This window comes from Kocuria marina (genome assembly GCF_000786655.1).
In the GTDB taxonomy this organism is placed as follows: domain Bacteria; phylum Actinomycetota; class Actinomycetes; order Actinomycetales; family Micrococcaceae; genus Kocuria; species Kocuria marina_A.
The window spans coordinates 17706-35141 of record NZ_JROM01000048.1 but is presented as its reverse complement, the minus strand read 5'-3'; the positions used below and the strand labels follow the sequence as shown (position 1 = coordinate 35141).

At 70.0% G+C, this 17436-nt stretch carries 17 protein-coding genes; 12 read left to right on the top strand and 5 right to left on the bottom strand.

Features of this window, described 5'->3' with window-relative positions; genetic code table 11:
* The first annotated feature begins 31 nt into the window (after window positions 1-31).
* From AS25_RS13895 to ccsB, 10 genes are all read left to right on the top strand, one after another.
* Window positions 32-1084 (top strand): metalloregulator ArsR/SmtB family transcription factor, encoded by a 1053-nt coding sequence (locus AS25_RS13895; RefSeq protein ID WP_052160941.1) that lies wholly within the window; start codon window positions 32-34, stop codon window positions 1082-1084.
* 37 nt (window positions 1085-1121) lie between these two features.
* Complete coding sequence (gene gdhA, locus AS25_RS11110) at window positions 1122-2462, top strand: NADP-specific glutamate dehydrogenase (RefSeq protein ID WP_035965127.1); 1341 nt, start codon at window positions 1122-1124, stop codon at window positions 2460-2462.
* 87 nt (window positions 2463-2549) lie between these two features.
* Window positions 2550-3392, top strand: coding sequence for a FadR/GntR family transcriptional regulator (locus tag AS25_RS11105; RefSeq protein WP_084118171.1), 843 nt, complete (start codon window positions 2550-2552; stop codon window positions 3390-3392).
* Between the two features lie 151 nt (window positions 3393-3543).
* On the top strand, window positions 3544-3642 hold the full coding sequence (locus AS25_RS14335) for a 30S ribosomal protein bS22 (protein ID WP_005504750.1): 99 nt from the start codon (window positions 3544-3546) through the stop codon (window positions 3640-3642).
* A gap of 120 nt (window positions 3643-3762) precedes the next feature.
* Window positions 3763-4248 carry a glutaredoxin family protein gene (locus tag AS25_RS15070; protein ID WP_084118178.1) on the top strand — a complete coding sequence of 162 codons (486 nt, stop codon included), beginning with the start codon at window positions 3763-3765 and terminating at the stop codon, window positions 4246-4248.
* Between the two features lie 82 nt (window positions 4249-4330).
* The gene (locus AS25_RS11095) at window positions 4331-5002 is read left to right on the top strand and encodes a histidine phosphatase family protein (protein WP_035965126.1); all 672 of its coding nucleotides are present in this window, start codon (window positions 4331-4333) and stop codon (window positions 5000-5002) included.
* Between the two features lie 41 nt (window positions 5003-5043).
* Window positions 5044-5682 (top strand): TlpA family protein disulfide reductase, encoded by a 639-nt coding sequence (locus tag AS25_RS11090; RefSeq protein WP_035965124.1) that lies wholly within the window; start codon window positions 5044-5046, stop codon window positions 5680-5682.
* Window positions 5679-6437 (top strand): cytochrome c biogenesis CcdA family protein, encoded by a 759-nt coding sequence (locus AS25_RS11085; RefSeq protein WP_035965122.1) that lies wholly within the window; start codon window positions 5679-5681, stop codon window positions 6435-6437. The genes AS25_RS11090 and AS25_RS11085 overlap by 4 nt, the downstream gene beginning before the upstream one ends.
* Window positions 6434-8113, top strand: a complete 1680-nt coding sequence (resB, locus tag AS25_RS11080; protein WP_035965121.1) for a cytochrome c biogenesis protein ResB — start codon at window positions 6434-6436, stop codon at window positions 8111-8113. Before AS25_RS11085 ends, resB begins: the two co-directional genes overlap by 4 nt.
* Window positions 8114-8117: 4 nt before the next feature.
* Complete coding sequence (gene ccsB, locus AS25_RS11075) at window positions 8118-9227, top strand: c-type cytochrome biogenesis protein CcsB (RefSeq protein ID WP_035965119.1); 1110 nt, start codon at window positions 8118-8120, stop codon at window positions 9225-9227.
* A gap of 103 nt (window positions 9228-9330) precedes the next feature.
* Here the strand turns inward: ccsB and AS25_RS15325 are convergent, their stop codons facing one another.
* On the bottom strand, window positions 9331-9912 hold the full coding sequence (locus AS25_RS15325; RefSeq protein WP_084118177.1) for a PLDc N-terminal domain-containing protein: 582 nt from the start codon (window positions 9910-9912) through the stop codon (window positions 9331-9333).
* A 242-nt stretch (window positions 9913-10154) separates the two neighbouring features.
* Here AS25_RS15325 and AS25_RS11065 point away from each other — a divergent pair, with 242 nt between their 5' ends.
* Window positions 10155-10433, top strand: a complete 279-nt coding sequence (locus AS25_RS11065) for a DUF4229 domain-containing protein (RefSeq protein WP_035965117.1) — start codon at window positions 10155-10157, stop codon at window positions 10431-10433.
* 93 nt (window positions 10434-10526) lie between these two features.
* Here the strand turns inward: AS25_RS11065 and AS25_RS11060 are convergent, their stop codons facing one another.
* The 4 genes from AS25_RS11060 to AS25_RS11045 all read right to left on the bottom strand — a co-directional run bounded on the left by AS25_RS11060 (window position 10527) and on the right by AS25_RS11045 (window position 14435).
* Entirely contained in the window at window positions 10527-11411 is an 885-nt protein-coding gene (locus AS25_RS11060; protein WP_035965116.1) for a 1,4-dihydroxy-2-naphthoate polyprenyltransferase, read from the bottom strand.
* Window positions 11412-11639: 228 nt separating this feature from the next.
* On the bottom strand, window positions 11640-12152 hold the full coding sequence (locus AS25_RS11055) for a 2'-5' RNA ligase family protein (protein WP_035965114.1): 513 nt from the start codon (window positions 12150-12152) through the stop codon (window positions 11640-11642).
* 95 nt (window positions 12153-12247) lie between these two features.
* Window positions 12248-13468, bottom strand: a complete 1221-nt coding sequence (locus tag AS25_RS11050) for an AMP-binding protein (protein ID WP_084118170.1) — start codon at window positions 13466-13468, stop codon at window positions 12248-12250.
* Window positions 13469-13478: 10 nt separating this feature from the next.
* Window positions 13479-14435 carry a 1,4-dihydroxy-2-naphthoyl-CoA synthase gene (locus tag AS25_RS11045; protein WP_035965113.1) on the bottom strand — a complete coding sequence of 319 codons (957 nt, stop codon included), beginning with the start codon at window positions 14433-14435 and terminating at the stop codon, window positions 13479-13481.
* Window positions 14436-14558: 123 nt separating this feature from the next.
* Between AS25_RS11045 and hrpB the strand changes: the two genes are divergently transcribed.
* Entirely contained in the window at window positions 14559-17165 is a 2607-nt protein-coding gene (hrpB, locus tag AS25_RS11040; RefSeq protein WP_035965111.1) for an ATP-dependent helicase HrpB, read from the top strand.
* The last annotated feature ends 271 nt before the right edge of the window (window positions 17166-17436 follow it).

Genomic DNA, 17436 nt, shown 5'->3' with positions numbered 1-17436 from the left:
CGGGGTGGGCAGCCCGTCTAAGGTGAATCCCATGTCCCACGACGCATATTCCGCCTTGTCCGACCCCACCCGACGCCGCATCCTCACGGCCCTGTGCGGCGGGCCCCGGCCGGTGGGCGAACTGGTCACCGCGCTCGAGGTCTCCCAGCCCACGGTGTCCAAGCACCTCAAGGTCCTGCGCGACGCCGGGATGGTCGCCACCCGGGCCCAGGGACAGAAGCGCTTCTACAGCCTCACCGCCGAGCCCTTCGTGGCCGTGCTCGACTGGGTGAACGAGCTGGTCGCCGCGGCGGATACTCCCGTGACGGATACGCACGAGTCCGCCCCAGCCGAGTCCGATGAGCCCGCCATGGCGAACGACGTCGCTGCGGAGCCGGCCGTCGACGACGCCGCGCAGCCGACCAAGGACGCCTCCGCGGAGCCGGCCGTGGACGACGCCGCGCAGTCGCCCGAGGACGCCCCGGTCACCGACGCACCCGCCGAGGCCCCGAGCCCCACCGAGACCACTGACGTCGACGCCGCCCAGGAACCTGGGCGCGAACCCGAACGGTCCCTGCCGTGGTTCACGGCGGAGGTCACCGACGTCACGACGGAGGCCGCGGAGGCCACCAACACCTCGGACGATCCCGAGGTCCTGGACATCCCCGCTCCCACGGTCACCCCCGGATCCCCGGTCGATGATCCCCGTCCGGAAGAAAATTCAGGCGAAACAGAGACGCCCGCAGAAGCCGAGTTTTTCGACGAATCATCCCAGGAGTCCGAGAAAGTCGTACAGTTCAGCTCGGGAGTCACCGAAGAAGCTATCAATTCCGCTGATTCGGAGGGCCTGGCCAGCGAACGGGAGGCCCAGGTCACAGGGGATAGTCTGGACGACGGTGCCCACACCGAGCCCGCTGCGCAGCCCCGTGCCGCGCATGATGCCGAGCCCCACGATGCAGAGCCCCGCGCCGTCTCCCCGGAGACGAACTCGCCCGAGATCGCGGAGCTCATCCGACCTCGCGGGGCTGCGCATCGCCGTCAGAGCGGTCTGCTGTCCACTCTGACGGGTTTCCGGCGCCGCAACCGCGGTTCACGCCGCGGTTGAGTGGGAGCCGCAGACCTTTCAAGACGGCAGGAGAGACATGCACGAGAAACTGATCCCCATCCGGCAGATCGTCACGGCGCGCAACCCGGGTGAGTCCGAGTTCCACCAGGCCGTGGACGAGGTCTTCGAGTCGTTGGGTCCCGTGGTGGCTCGCCATCCGGAACTGTTGGACTCCGCGATCGTGGAGCGTATCTGCGAACCCGAGCGTCAGATCATCTTCCGTGTGCCGTGGACGGACGACCAAGGCCAAGTGCACATCAACCGTGGGTTCCGGGTGGAGTTCAACTCCGCGCTGGGTCCCTACAAGGGTGGCTTGCGGTTCCACCCGTCGGTGTACCTGGGCATCGTGAAGTTCCTGGGTTTCGAACAAATCTTCAAGAATGCGCTCACCGGCATGCCCATCGGCGGCGGCAAGGGTGGTTCGGACTTCGATCCGTCCGGGCGCAGTGACGATGAGATCATGCGGTTCTGCCAGTCCTTCATGACCGAGCTGTACCGCCACATCGGTGAGTACACGGACGTCCCCGCCGGTGACATCGGTGTGGGCGGGCGTGAGATCGGGTACCTCTTCGGTCAGTACAAGCGGATCACCAACCGCTACGAGTCCGGTGTGCTCACGGGCAAGGGCCTGTCCTGGGGCGGTTCGCTCGTCCGCACCGAGGCCACGGGCTACGGTGCGGTGATGTTCGCGGAGGAGATGCTCAAGACCCGCGGGTTGGACCTCGAGGGTCGGGACGTGATCGTCTCCGGTTCGGGCAACGTGGCGATCTACGCGATCGAGCGGGCCCAGTCGCTCGGCGCCAAGGCGCTCACGGCGTCGGACTCGAGCGGTTACGTGGTGGACAGCAACGGCATCGACCTGGCGCTGCTCAAGCAGGTCAAGGAGGTCGAGCGGGCCCGGATCAGCGAGTACGCCGAACGGCGCGGCTCGAGTGCCCGCTTCGTCTTCGACGGTTCGGTGTGGGACGTCCCCGGCACGGTCGCGCTGCCGTGTGCCACGCAGAACGAGCTCAACGGCCGCCAGGCCAAGACCCTGCTGGAGAACGGGATCGTGGCCGTCGCGGAGGGGGCCAACATGCCGTGCACCACCGAGGCCGTGCACCGGTTCCAGGAATCGGACGTGCTGTTCGCGCCGGGTAAGGCCGCCAACGCCGGCGGTGTGGCCACGTCCGCGCTCGAGATGCAGCAGAACGCGTCCCGCGACTCATGGAGCTTCGACTACACGCAGCAGCGCCTGCAGGAGATCATGCGTGGGATCCACGATCGCTGCGCGGAGACCGCCGAGGAGTTCGGGATGCCGGGCAACTACGTGGCCGGTGCGAACATCGCGGGGTTCCTCAAGGTCGCCCGGGCCATGGTGGCCCAGGGCATCATCTGAGCAAGGCCGCGTCCGGAGAGCGGCGCGCCGGGCGCCCGACCGTGCCATACGGCGGTCGGGCGCCGTACGACGTTTAGGGTGGGATACATGGCAACGCATCGAGAGGTTCTGCAATGGCTCGAGAACGAGCTGTTCGACGCAAACCTGGTGCTGGGTCAACGACTGCCCACCGACAAGGACTTGGCCGCGATCTTCCGGGTGTCCCGCAATTCCATGCGTGAGACCCTCAAGATCCTGGAGGCCCAGGGCATCGTCAAACTCTTCGAGGGCCCGCACCGCAGCATTCTCCCCATCCTGGTGCGCGAACCGGCCGCGTCCGCGGGTCCCGCACTGCAGTTGCACATGGCGACGTCGCAGCACCCGTTGCGGGACATCGTCCAGACGCGCGTGATGCTCGAGACCTCGGCCCTCGAGAACGCCGAGAAGCACAGCATCCCGCGCGAGGAACTGCGCGCGATCATGGCGCAGATGGACGAGGACCTGGGGCTCAAGCAGTTCCACCACCTCTACGTGAGCTTCCACATCGCGCTGGTCAAGGCGGGCGGCAACGCGGTGAACGCGGCGTTGTTCACCGCCCTGCGGGACTCGATCTACGAGTACACCCTGGCGCTCGTGGGTCATGTGCCGCTGTGGAGCACCACGTCCAGCCGCATCCGCGCCGAACACCGGGCCATCGTGGGCGCCCTCGAAGCGGGGGACCACAACCTGGCCGCCCGCCTCGTGGCCGAGCACATCACGTACCAGTACGAGGAAGCCGGCGTGGACCCGGACGACTCCCGCGCCTCGGTCGCGGAACCGCGCTCGCTGGACCGTGCGGCGTCGTCCCGTGACAAGCGCACGGCAACGCCGCGGGGGCGTTCCGTCGCGGAGCAGGACGGGCGGCCGGAGCAGGACGAGGAACTCGACGCCGATCGCCGCGCGAGCGCCTGAGCGCCCGTTTTCGGGCCCGGCGGGGTCGCACGGTAAGGTAGGCCAGTAGTTTGCCGTTAAACGGATGTTGCCCCCGCGTTAGCAGGGGCGGGGCGGTGTTCACCCGCGGCCCCCAGCAAACACCACTGTCCAGAGAACTGTGAGGGATCCTATGGGTTCGGTCATCAAGAAGCGCCGCAAGCGCATGTCCAAGAAGAAGCACCGCAAGCTGCTTCGCAAGACTCGTCACCAGCGCCGCAACAAGAAGTAAGCGCGCCCGTGATAGGCCCCGTTCCCGCTCCGGGAACGGGGCCTTCATCATGTGCGGGGCCTTGGTCGGGAACGGGGCCTTCATCGTGTGCGCAGTGTCCGCGTGCGTAGCATGGGCCGCATGACGCAGCAGCCCGTGAGCCCCGACCGTCCCGATCCCGCCCGTCCGGCCGAACCGGGCCCCGCATCGGAGTCGGTACCCGCAGCGGCATCGGCTCCCGAATCGGCGACGACGCGCGGGGCGGCGACGTCTCCCGCCACGGCGACGGCGCGTGGAACGGGCGCGGGCGCCGGCGCCGCGGGGCGGCAGGAGGGGAGCGAGCGACGTCGTACGCCCCTGCTCTCCGGCGCGGACTGGACCCGCCCGCGCCCGGCGCACACGGTGACGCTGCTGACCAAACCGGGATGCCACCTGTGCGAGGACGCGCGCGAGGTCGTGACCGGGGTGTGCGAGCAGACGGGCAGCGAGTATCGCGAGCGGGACATCACGGGCGATCCGCAGCTGCTGCGCGACTACGCCGAGTACATCCCCGTGGTCTTCGTGGACGGAGCCCCGTGGGACCGGTTGCGCATCGACGCCGCCCGGTTGCGCGCCGTGCTGTCCTGACGCGCCGTGCTGTCCTGACGGGGCCGGTTCCGTCCTGACGCGCCGATTGGGGGCTGACAGCGGGGTTTGAGACACTGGGGGCATGCCTTCAGCAACCGTTCACCTCCTGCGCCACGGCGAGGTCCACAACCCCGCGCACGTGGTCTACGGGCGGCTCCCGGACTACCACCTGTCCGAGAAGGGCGCCCGGATGGCCGAGGCCGCGGCGGCGGACCTGGCCCGGCGGGTCCAGGACGGCGATCGGATCGTTCTGCTGGCGTGCTCGCCGCTGACCCGCACGCGGGAGACCGCCGCACCCGTGGCCCGTGAACTGGGGCTCGAGGTGCACACGGACGAGCGGTTGATCGAACCGGCCAACCACTTCCAGGGCCTGCACGTGACCGGGCGTGAGCTCGCCAAGCCCAAGCACTGGCCCTACATGCTCAACCCCCTGCGCCCCTCGTGGGGCGAGCCCTACAAGGAGCAGGTGGAGCGCATGGCACAGGCCGTGCGGGACCTCGCCCGGGACGCGGTGCGCCGCGGTGGCGACGGCGCCCAGGCCGTGGCCGTGTCCCACCAGTTGCCCATCTGGCTCACGCGGTTGTCCGTGCAGGGCCGTCCGTTGCCGCACGACCCGCGGCGGCGTGAGTGCAACCTCGCGTCCCTGACGTCCTTCACGTTCGAGGACGTGGACGCCGCGCAGGTCCCGGAGGTCTCCTACCGGGAACCGGCCGCCCACCTCTATCCAGGCGTCAATCAGCTTCCCGGCTCATAATTGACCTCTCACCCCACGACCTCTTCCCAGGTGTTCTCCTCATGACTTCTCCGCGTTCTTCATCCGCCCGTTCCCTGCCCGCCCGTGCCCGAGTGCGCACGGGAGCGGTCGCCGTGGTGGCGTGTCTGGGGCTCGCGCTCGCGGGGTGCTCGTCCTCGGGCAACGACAGCCTCGCCCAGCAGGCCAACGCCGGGGGCGAGAAGGGATACGTGGCCGGTGACGGTTCCGTGAGCGAGTACGCGCCGGAGCAGCGCGGGGAACCCGTGCAGTTCGAGGCCGAGATGTTCGACGGCAGCACCGTGAGCGCCGAGAGCCTGCGCGGCAAGCCCGCCGTCGTGAACTTCTGGTACGCCGGGTGCGCGCCGTGCCGCGCGGAGGCCCCGGACCTCGTGGCCCTGCACCACGAGTACCAGGACCGCGCGCAGTTCCTGGGCGTGAACCTGCGCGACCAGCAACCCACCGCGGAGGCGTTCGAGCGCAACTACGGGGTGGACTACCCCTCCGCGTCCGACCTCAACGGGGCCGTGCTGCTCGCGTTGAGCGACTACGTCCCGCCGCAGGCCGTCCCCACGACCCTCGTGCTGGACGAGCAGGGTCGCGTGGCCGCCCGTGTGCTGGGCAAGGCGGACAAATCCACCCTGGACGCCTTGATCAAGGACACGGTGACTGAGTCCGCATGAACGGCAATCCCTTCGCCGAGGTCATCCTCGACGGTTCACTGATTGCCGCGCTGCCCGTGGCGCTGCTCGCGGGATTCGTCTCCTTCGCCTCACCGTGCGTGCTGCCCCTGGTACCCGGGTACCTGGGCTACATCACCGGGCTCACCGGGGTGGACCTGCGGGAACAGCGGCGCGGGCGGATCCTCACGGGCGTGGTGCTGTTCGTCCTGGGGTTCTCCGCGGTGTTCGTGCTGATGTCCGTGGTGCTCGCGCAGCTCGGCGCGTTCGCGTGGCTGCTGGGCCAGCAGTGGATCATGGTGGTGCTCGGGATCCTCGTGATGCTCATGGGCGTGGTCTTCATGGGTGGTTTCTCGTGGTTCCAGCGTGACCGCAAGATCGAGCGCCGCCCGCCCCCGGGGCTGTGGGGTGCGCCCCTCCTGGGAATGACCTTCGGTCTCGGGTGGGCGCCGTGCATCGGCCCGACCTTCGCCGCGGTGCAGGCGCTCGTCTACGTGGACGGCGCGTCCACCGGCAAGGCCGTGGTGCTCACCACCGCCTACTGCCTGGGTCTGGGCGTCCCGTTCGTGCTGATCGCCTTGGCGTTGCGCCGGGGTATGGGGGCCATGTCCTTCTTCCGCAGGCACCGTCTCACGCTGCAGCGCGTGGGCGGTGCCGTGCTCGTGCTCATCGGGGCCGCCATGGCCACGGGCGTGTGGTCCGCACTGGTCTCGTGGGTCCAGTCCGAATTCGTAACCGATTGGGTGATGCCGATATGACCGAGACGCGCACGCCGCGCCCGAAGAAGGCGCAGCGTTCCGACGTGGAGGTCCCCGCACTGGGACCCCTCGGCATGGCCCGGTGGGCCTGGCGGCAACTGACCAAGATGTCCACGGCCCTCGTGCTGCTGTTGTTGCTCGCGATCGCGGCGGTCCCGGGATCGTTGTTCCCCCAGCGGGTCCAGGACCCGGACGCGGTGACCAGCTACATCGAGGCGAACCCCACCATGGGTCCGTGGTTGGACCGCTTGCAGCTGTTCGACGTCTTCTCCTCCTACTGGTTCTCCGCGATCTACCTCCTGCTGTTCATCTCGCTCGTGGGCTGCGTGCTCCCGCGCGCCGTCCAGCACTTCAAGGCGTGGCGTTCCAAACCGCCGCGCACCCCGCGCCGGATCTCCCGGTTGCCGCAGTACCGCAAGGTCATGCTGGGCGGGCGCGACGGCGCTGCCGCACCTTCCCCGGACGACGCCGTCGAGCAGGCCGCCGCCGCTCTGAAGAAGCGCGGCTACCGGGTGCAGATGCAGGACCTGGGCTCCGCGGCGCCGTCGGTCGCGGCCGAGCGCGGGATGCTCAAGGAAGTGGGCAACATCCTCTTCCACGTGGCACTGCTGGGCGTGTTGGTCTCCGTGGCGATCGGGGCCCTGTTCGGGTATAAGGGGCAGAAGATCATCGTGGAGGGGGAGTCCTTCGTGAACACCCTCGTGGACTACGACTCCTTCAACCCCGGCACCAATTTCGACCCGGACTGGCTCAACCCCTTCTCGGTGCGGCTCAACAACTTCCAGGCCACGTTCAACCGGGACACCTCCGATCCCCGGCACTACGGCCAGCCCACCGACTTCAACGCGGACCTGACCGTCACGGACGAACCCGGGGCCACACCCCAGGACGTCAACCTCGCGGTCAACAAGCCCCTCAACGTCAACGGCACCAAGGTGTACCTCGTGGGCAACGGCTACGCGCCCGTGATCCGCGTGACGGACGGGGAGGGCAACGTGGCCTACGAGGGCCCCGTGGTCACGGTCCCCTCGGACTCCGTGTACACGTCCTCGCTGACCCTCAAGGTCCCGGACGCCCGCCCCGATCAGCTCGGGTTCGTGGGGTTGTTGTTGCCCACGGCCGTCTCGGAGCCGGGAGAGATCCCGCGCTCCGCGGACCCCGCGCTGAACAACCCCGCGCTGATCCTGTCCTCGTTCTACGGGGACCTGGGCCTGGACAGCGGGCAACCGCAGAACGTGTACGTGCTCAACACCGAGAACCTCACGGAACTCAACTCCATGACCTCGGCCAACGGGCCCATCCTGTTGGACGGTCAGCACCGCGAGGTGCAGTTGCCGAACGGCAAAGGCAGCGTGGAGTTCCTGGACGTGAAGCGCTACGTGGGCCTGGACGTGCACAGCGACCCCGGTCGGATCCCGGCGTTCATCTCCTTCGTGCTCGCGTTCGTCGGGCTCATCATGAGCCTGTTCATCGCTCGCCGCAGGGCGTGGGTGCGGGCCACGACCACGGAGGACGCCAACGGGGTGCGGTGTACTGTTCTGGAGTACGGACTGTTGGCGCGTGGCGAGGACCACCGCTTGGGCGCGGAAGCGGAAAAACTAACGGCTCTGTGGACGTCATTGTGGGAGGACCGCGGCGTGCGGGAGTTCCACCTGAATTCGTCGGATAAGGCGTGAACTAATGGGTAGCAACATCAACGTGACCTTGGGCAACTGGAGCGAATGGTTCATGCTCCTGGCCGCCATGACCTACCTGGTGGTGTTCGTGGCATTCGTGTGGGACATGGCCTCCCACTCCAAGACCCTCGGGTTGACGGAACGCTCCCGGCGCGGGAACACCGCCGAGGGGGCCAAGGAGCTCGTGGGCGCCACGGCCGCGCATTCTGGCTCCACGACCGCCGGCTCGTCCAGCGGGGGTGCGACCCGCGGTGGTGCGGGGACCGGTGAGTCCGTCGCGGACGAGTTCCGGACCTCGGCGGACGGCGCCAAGGGCGTGAACGAGTTCGAGGCGCTGGACTACAAGCACAACAGCCGCCGCCCGGCGGCCCGCGTGGCCGTGACCCTCATGGTCATCGCGTTCCTGCTGCACGCGTTCGCGGTGGTCTCCCGCGGTGTCGCCGCGGACCGTGTGCCGTGGGCCAACATGTACGAGTTCTGCACCACGGGCGCCCTGGTGGTGGCCGGCGTGTACCTCGTGACGCTGTTCTTCAAGGACCTGCGCTTCGTGGGCCCCATGGTCTCCGGCCTGGTGCTCATCATGCTGTGCCTGGCCACGATCGCGTTCCCGACCCCCGTGTCCCCCCTGCAGCCCGCGCTGCAGTCCTACTGGCTCATCATCCACGTGTCCATCGCGGTCGCGGCCTCCGGGATCTTCACCATCACGTTCGCGATGGCCGTGCTGCAGTTGCTGCAGTCCCGTCGCGAGAAGAAGCTGGCCACCGGCGAGGACTCCCGTCTGGGCTTCCTGCGGGCCGTGCCCACGTCCGTGACGCTCGAGAACTTCTCGTTCCGGCTCAACTCCGTGGGCTTCGTGTTCTGGACCTTCACCCTGGCCGCCGGTGCCATCTGGGCGGATCAGGCCTGGGGCCGGTTCTGGGGCTGGGACACCAAGGAGGTCTGGACCTTCGTGGTGTGGACCGTCTACGCCGCCTACATGCACGCGCGCGTGACCCGCGGCTGGAACGGCAACCGCTCCGCGTGGCTGTCGATCGCGGGCTACCTGTGCGTGGTCTTCAACTTCACGGTGGTCAACACGCTGTTCCCGGGCCTGCACTCGTACTCGGGCCTGTAAGTCCTCCGCGGGCATGAGCCCGTGACACGAGTTCGCGAAACAGGTGAGCCCCGTCCCTCATGGGGCGGGGCTCACGTCATGTTCAGGGGGTATCTCGGGCTCGTTAGCGGGGAGTGGAACCACCGGGACGCGAGTCGTCGCCGCGCGGATCGTCGGGGTCCAGGCCGTCCGCGTCGGGATCGTCCCGGGGGGCGTCTGAGTCTTCCGAGTGGGAGCCGCTGCGGGGGGCGACGTCGTCCGGGTCGTTCGCGCGGACATCATCCGCCGGGTGGTCGGGGGAGGGAGCAGCGAGGCGCGGGTCGGAGGGATCCAACACCGGTTCCTCGGCGTCGGGGCGTTCGCCCGGGGCGCGACCGGTGCGCTTGAGTTCGTTCTCCCATTCCTGGAGCTTGCGAGCGCGTTCCTGTTGCTTGCGCCGCTCCTCGAGGTTGCGCAGGAACTGGGGGTCGTCGTCCGGGCCGCGGCCGCGCTGGGGTTCGCGGGCGGCGTCGTCCTTGCGGGGGCGGCCGAAGAAGAGCCACAGCACCGCCCCGACCACCGGCAACAGCAGGATCACCAACAGCCAACCCCACTTGGGAATGGCCCGCACGGCGTACTTGTCCGACTGCGCGCACTCGATGAGCGCGTAAATGATGACGCCCACAGCGAGGGCGCCTGCTCCGATGATCAGGATCGCTCTGCCCATGCGGATCATCCTAGGGGAGTGGACTGGGCAGTTCCTCTTCGGGTCAGCGCGGCGGGTGGGGGAGCGCGTCCCGTCCGGATCGGGCCCGGGCAGGAAGGCGCCCTGACCAGGGCCGGGGCCTTGAGCGGGGAGGGCGTCCGAGGCAGATGCCCCGCACGGGCAACGTCCTGTCCAGATCGGGGCTTCTCGCAGGCAACTACGGTGCCCGGGAAGCACCCAGGGCGGGCCCGTAGAATGGTCGGGTGAACTTCGTGAAGTATTCCCTGCTGCGCCTGGGCATCCTGGTGGTGCTCTTCCTGCTGTGCATGTACCTGGGGCTGGGGTTGGTCTTCTCCGGGATTGCGGCCGTGGTGGCGGCCTTCGCGATCTGCTACATCTTCTTCCCCAAGCTGCATTACGCCGCGGGCCAGGACTTCCACCGATGGATCTCACGCACCCCCAAGCCCACCAACCGGGTGGCCCTGGAGGACCAGGAAATCGAGGACTCCTACACGGACCGCGAGGCTCGCAAGGACGTCTGAGCGTCCGCCCGCGGGGTTCTGGCCCGGGGCACTTCAGCGGTCGCGATGGCGCACACCCGGAGCGCGACGCCATGATTCAAGCGGCGGGGAGTGTCAGCCCAGGTACTGGTGCACCAGCACTGCGATCGCGTAGAGCACGGTCACTCCCAGGTTGATGAAACCGCACTGCTTGAGCACGGGGATCAGCTCGCGCCGGTCGGTGGTCCTGAGCACGGTCACGGCCGCGCCGATGGCCAGTGGCGTCACGGCATAAATCAGCAGCACCCACGGGTTGTGGGGCACGAGCAGCAACGGCAGGACCATCCCCACGAACAGCTCCGTGGTGAACGTGAGCCGGGCCTTCGGATCGCCCAGACGCACGGCCAAGGTCTTCTTGCCCACGGCGCGGTCCCCGGGGATGTCCCGGACATTGTTGGCCATGAGCAGCGCGCACGCGAACAGCCCGGTGGAGATCGCCAGGACCCACGACTCCAGGTTGAGCCGCCCGGCCTGGGTGATCGTGGTACCCAGGGTGGCCACGAGACCGAAGAAGATGAACACGAAGAGATCGCCGAGTCCCATGTACCCGTAGGGCTTCTTGCCACCCGTGTAGCCCCATGCCGCGAGGATCGCCAGGACACCCACCGCGGCGAGCCACCACTGCTGGGAGACCACCACGAGCGCGATGCCCGCGAGCGCGGCCAGCCCGAAGCACACGAACGCCGCGGTCTTGACCTCGCGGGGGGATGCCGCACCGGAGCCGGTCAGACGCAACGGGCCCACGCGATCGTCGTCCGTCCCGCGCACGCCGTCCGAGTAGTCGTTGGCGTAGTTCACCCCGATCTGCAGGAACAGCGCGACCAGCAGCGCGAGGACCGCGGGGCCCAACCGTGCGGCAGCCATCCACTGGGCGGCGGCGGTGCCGGCGATCACGGGGGCCGCGGCCATGGGAAGCGTACGCAGACGTGCTCCCTCGACCCACTGAGCTGGTGTGGCCACGGTGCAACCTTTCGAGAACGGGGACGGGTTCGTGTCATTGTTTCACGCGCTGTGCACGTGCACACGTTCCGGGGACACGATGAGCCCAGGCGGTCTCAGCGGCCCGGCCGTGGAGGCGGTCGCGGATTCCGGTCGGGCGCTGGGGCGCCTGAGTGCGTCAGACATGCGCGGTCTCGCCGAGCCCAAGGGATGACGACGGCGCGAACGCGGTAAGCCGCCCGGTCCGGTTCAGCCCGCCACCATGGCGGTGACGCGCTGGTCGGGATCCCACCGTCGCAGGCCCGTGATCTCGACCGCGCGCGGTGCGGGCACGTCTGCGAGTACTTCCAGGGCCTCACCCACCTGAGCGGCGGTGAGTCGCTTACCCAGGGTCAGGTGCGGAACCCACGGGCGCGCCGGGGGTCGGGACTCCGCCGCGATCCGTTCCAGCTCGCGGACGGCCTCCGTGACCCCGGGTGGCACGATCACCGACTCCGCGAGCACGAACGGCCCGTGCCCCACAACGAGCAACCCAGGGATGTCCACGGAACACGGCAACAATGCGGAGAACATCTCCCGTGCTCGGGCCAGGACGTGTTCGGGCATCGAGGGCGCGGACAGTGCGGTGATGTGCGGGGCGTTGGACGCACCGCGATGCGTGGCGAGGCTCGGTAGACCGGCCCCGTGCAGTGCCGCCCACCGCGAGCGGATCAGATCATCTGAGGCGGGGGAGAGCACCAGGTCGAGGGAGTGCGCGGGCATGATGTCACCTCGTCCCGTCCGTGGGGGCGTCGCGCAGGACCGCCCGGCCTGTCGCGGTCGGCAGCCACACCCCGGCCCCGTGGAACGCCGGCGCGCTATACATCGGGGCTGGCGAACAACGCTTCGGCGGAACGGCGGTCGGGTTTCCCCGTGGCCAGCATGGGCAGTTGCGCCACGCGACGCCACAGCTTGGGCACCGCGGGTGCGCCGAGTTCGTCCCGGATCGCCGAGGACAGCTCACGCTCCACGGCGCGGTAGTCCGAGCCCTCCCGCAGCGCGATCACCGCCGCGACCGCCTGCCCCCACTCCGGGTGCGGCACCGCGAGGACGAGTGCCTGGCGGACCCGCTCATCGCGCTGCAGTTCGGCCGCGACCTGTCCCGCGGAGACCTTCACCCCGCCGGTGTTGATGACGTCGTCCGTGCGGCCCAGCACCGTGAGCGTCCCGTCCTCGCGCAGCACACCGAGGTCGTCCGTGCGGTACCAGCGCACGCCGTCGATCATCCGGAAGTGGTTCGCGGTCTGGGCGGGATCGTCCAGGTAGCCGTCGGCCACGGCCTCCCCGCCCAGCCAGATCCGGCCCTCCCGACGCTCGTTCGGGTCGGGTACGGCGCTGGACGGTGCGCCATCGGGGACGATCCCGGCGGTGACGGCGTCGAGCGCGGCGTCGTCGTACACGCAGCCCCCGCACGTCTCCGACATCCCGTACGTGCGCACCACGCGCACGCCCGCGTCCGCGGCGCGCGCGGCGAGGTCGGGGGACAGCGCGGAACCGCCCACGAGGACGGCGTCGAAGCGCGCGAGGGCGGCGACGGCGCGCGGGTCGGGTGCGCCGTCGCGCGGGTCCAGGATGCGCTGCAGCTGCGTGGGCACCACCGAGACGTAGCGCACCGGGTGAGTGAGCTGCTGCGCGGCGTCCGCGAACGCGGCGGGGGTGAAATGCTCGGTGGGGATGGCGACCGGGTGCGTGCTCGCGAGCACGGAGCGGGCCAGCACCTGGACGCCCGCAACGTAGTGCGCCGGTAGGCACAGCAACCACTGGCCGGGGCCCGCCGTGGCGCGCTCGGTGGCGCGACCGGAGGCCGTGAGCGCTTCGGTGCTCAGCACGGTCTTCTTGGGTCGGCCGGTGGAACCGGACGTCGCCACGATCACCGCGGGGCCCGGTCGGGACAGGGCCGCGGTCAGGCGCGGTACGAGCTCGAGCGGACCCCCAGGGACGGGCCCGTCCAGGGTGACGACGTCGCTCGGCAGCGCCCGCGCCTCGGGTGCCGGGAGGGGGTCGCCCGGCAACGTGGGATCATCCGGATAATCCGACATGCCGCGATGCTCAGAAGTAGTAGGGGAACGCGGACCAGTCGGGATCGCGCTTCTGGAGGAAGGCGTCCCGGCCCTCGACGGCCTCGTCGGTCATGTAACCCATGCGGGTGGCCTCGCCCGCGAAGACCTGCTGGCCGACCATGCCGTCATCCGGGAGGTTGAACGCGTACTTGAGCATCCGGACGGCTTGCGGGGACTGAGCGGTGATCTTGCGGGCCCACTCGACGCTCGTCGTCTCGAGGTCCGCATGCGGGACCACCTGGTTGACCGCGCCCATCCGGTGCATGTCCTCGGTGGAATATTCATCCGCGAGGAAGAAGATCTCGCGCGCGAACTTCTGGCCCACCTGGCGGGCCAGCAACGCGGAACCGTAGCCGGCGTCGAACGAGCCCACGGTCGCGTCCGTCTGCTTGAACTTGCCGTGCTCGCTCGACGCGATGGTGAGGTCGCACACCACGTGCAGCGAGTGACCGCCGCCCGCGGCCCACCCGGAGACCGCGGCGATGACGACCTTGGGCATGGTGCGGATCAGCCGTTGGACCTCCAGGATGTGCAGGCGCCCGGCGCGGGCCGGGTCGATGGAGTCCGCGGTCTCACCCTCGGCGTAGTGGTAGCCGTCCCTGCCACGGATGCGCTGATCGCCGCCCGAGCAGAACGCCCATCCGCCGTCCTTGGCGGAGGGGCCGTTGCCCGTGAGGATCACGGCGCCCACGTCCGAGGACATCCGGGCGTGATCCAGGCTGCGGTACAGCTCGTCCACGGTCCCGGGACGGAATGCGTTGCGCACCTCGGGGCGGTCGAACGCGATCCGCACCCACGGCAGATCCCTCACCGCGTCCCCGTTCCCGTCCCGTTCCACACCGCGGTGGTAGGTGATGTCCTGCAGGTCCTCGAAGCCCTGCACCGGACGCCACTGCTGCGGGTCGAAGATCTCGGATACCTGCTCGGGAAGCTGCGCGTTGGTCATGGGTACCACTCTAGGCAGGTGGCCGGGGCGGTGCGTTGACCGCCGGGAAGTCCATGTCCACCTTTCCGTCGGTGGCTGCACACCCTAACAATCGCGTCCGGGGGCTCGGCCATACTGGAGCCCATGAGTGCCGCCCTGTTCGACGTCCGCCGGATCGGCCGGGGTCTGCCGTTCGCGGAGTCCGTGCCGGCTCTGCAGGAGGCGCTGCACGGGGGCGTGGCCGTGGTGCAGGCCCCGCCGGGAACCGGCAAAACCACCCTGGTGCCGCCGGTGGTGTCCAACGCGGTCCGGGAAAACCTCACAGGGGTGTCCGGTGCGGATCCCGCCGCCCACCGCGTCGTCGTGGTCCAGCCCCGCCGGGTGGCCGCCCGGGCCGCGGCACGCCGGCTGGCGGCGCTGACGGGAACGCAAGCGGGCGGCGTCGTTGGCTGGAGCGTGCGCGGGGAACGGCGGGTGTCGGAGGGGACGCGGATCGAGTTCGTGACCCCGGGGATCCTCGTGCGGCGGCTGCTGACGAACCCGGAACTGCCCGGCACCGCGGCCGTGATCCTGGACGAGGTGCACGAGCGCGCCGTGGACACCGATCTGCTCGTGGGCATGCTCGCGGACCTGCGGCAACTGCGCGAGGACCTCGTGGTCGTGGCGATGTCCGCGACCGTGGACGCCCCGATGTTCGCCGCGCTGCTCGGCGGGGACGAGCCCGCGCCAGTCGTGGACTGCCCGTCCGCGCTGTTCCCCCTGGAGACCTTGTGGGCGCCGGGGCCGCAGCGCCTCGACGAGCGCGGCGTGACGCCCGCGTTCCTCGATCACGTCGCACGCACTGCCGCGGACGCCCACGCACGCGCCGTCGGGGAAGACCCCACCGTGGACACCCTCGTGTTCGTGCCTGGCGCCCGGGAGGTCGCCCGGGTGGCCTCGCAGCTGCGTTCGCTCACGGGCGCCGAGGTCCTGGAACTGCACGGCCAGCTCTCCCCGCGGGAGCAGGACCGCGCCGTGGCGGGTCGCGCGCCGGGGGAGCGCCCCCGGATCGTGGTGAGCACCGCGCTCGCGGAATCCTCGCTCACGGTCAACGGCGTGCGGCTCGTGGTGGATTCGGGCCTCGCCCGCCAACCTCGCCGTGACGCCGGGCGCGGGATCTCCGGCCTCGTCACGGTGTCGGCGTCCAAGGCGTCCGCCCAGCAACGCGCCGGTCGCGCCGCGCGTCAGGGTCCGGGCACGGTCGTGCGCTGCTACGACGACGCCGCCTGGGGCGCCATGCCCGCCCACACCGTCCCCGAGGTGCGCACCGCGGACCTCACGTCCGCGAGCCTCACGCTCGCGATGTGGGGCACCCCCGGCGGCGAGGGGTTGGCCCTACCGGATCCCCTACCTCCTCGTGCCCGTGCGGATGCGGAGGCAGAGCTCACCCGCCTTGGCGCGGTGGACGAGCGCGGCCACGCCACCGACCTCGGTCGATTGCTCGCCACGCTGCCCGTGGAACCGCGCTGGGGCCGCGCGCTGTTGGACGGCGCCGAACTCGTCGGTCGCACGAGTGCCGCGCAGACGATCGCCGCGCTCGCCGACGGCGCTCGCGTACCCTCCGCGGACATCCCCGCCCTGGTCCGTCGGTTGCGTTCCGGCGGGGGAACGGAATCCGAGCGGTGGCACCGGGAAGTGACTCGGCTGAAGCGGCTCGCCTCGGGCACCCATGACACCGCGGACCCGTCCGTGCCCCGGGAGGCGCGGAAGGGCGCCGTCGTGGGCCTGGCCCGCCCGGAATGGCTCGCGCGCAGGGTGGACGCAGCGGGGGACCAATGGTTGCTCGCCTCCGGGACCCGCGCGGGACTCGAGGCCGGCAGTCCGCTGCGCCACCACGAATGGCTCGCCGTGGCCGAACTCAGCAGGGCCATGGGCCGGGCCGCCGCCGGTACCGGGGCGGTGATCCGCGCGGCCGCGCCCCTGGACCGGGACACCGCGTTGCTCGTCGCCGGGGACCTGGCTCGTGAAGAGACACGCGCGCACTTCACGAACGGGCGGGTGGTCACCCGGTCGGTGCGCTCACTCGGCGCGATCGAGTTGTCCTCGACCCCGGTCACGGCGGATCCGGAGACCGCCGTTCCCGCAATGCGCGCGGCGTTCGAGGAGCAGGGCCCGGACCTGCTCCCGTGGGACGACGCCGCGACGGGCCTGCGCGCCCGGCTCGCGCTGCTGCGTCGCCACCTGGGGGACCCGTGGCCCGCGGTCGACGACGCCGCCCTGGTCGAGCGCGTGACCGAATGGCTCGCCCCCGAACTGCGGGACGTGGCCCGTGGCGGGTCCTTGCGCTCGATCCGCGTGGTCGATGCGCTGCGCAGGCTGCTGCCCTGGCCGGAGGCGGCGCGCTTGGACGAGCTGGTCCCGCAGCGGCTCACGGTCCCCAGCGGGAACACCGCCCGGATCGACTACCCGGCGGTCTTCTCCGAGGACGAACCGGATCGGCCGCCGGTGGTAGCGGTGAAACTGCAGGAATGTTTCGGGTGGGCGCAGACGCCGCGCGTGGTGGACGGGCGCGTGCCCCTGCAGTTCCACCTGCTCTCCCCGGGGCGGAGCACGCTCGCGATCACCGACGACCTCGCGTCCTTCTGGTCGGGGCCCTACGCCCAGGTCCGGGCGGAGATGCGCGGCCGCTACCCAAAACACCCCTGGCCCGAGAACCCGTGGAACGCGGTGGCCACAGCCAAGACCTCCCGCGCGCTGCGGCGGGACGGGTGAACCCACCCCCGGTTGAGATCAGGTGTGAGCTGGGTTACTGTGGGGTCACCGTTTACGCCCGAGCGCATCACCGTGCGCCGCGGCCCGCGCATTCGAGGGATGTCGAGGCCGCCGGGCACCACGACTGGCAGACGACCCGCACCAACCACCCCATCGTTCAGGTTGGTCCGTGCGTTCGGCTGACCTGCGCCACCCCGATTTCCCGCTCACCCGGATCGGTGCACCTGCCCGACGCCCACGCGTCGGGCAGTCGTGACACATCGGACCCCGG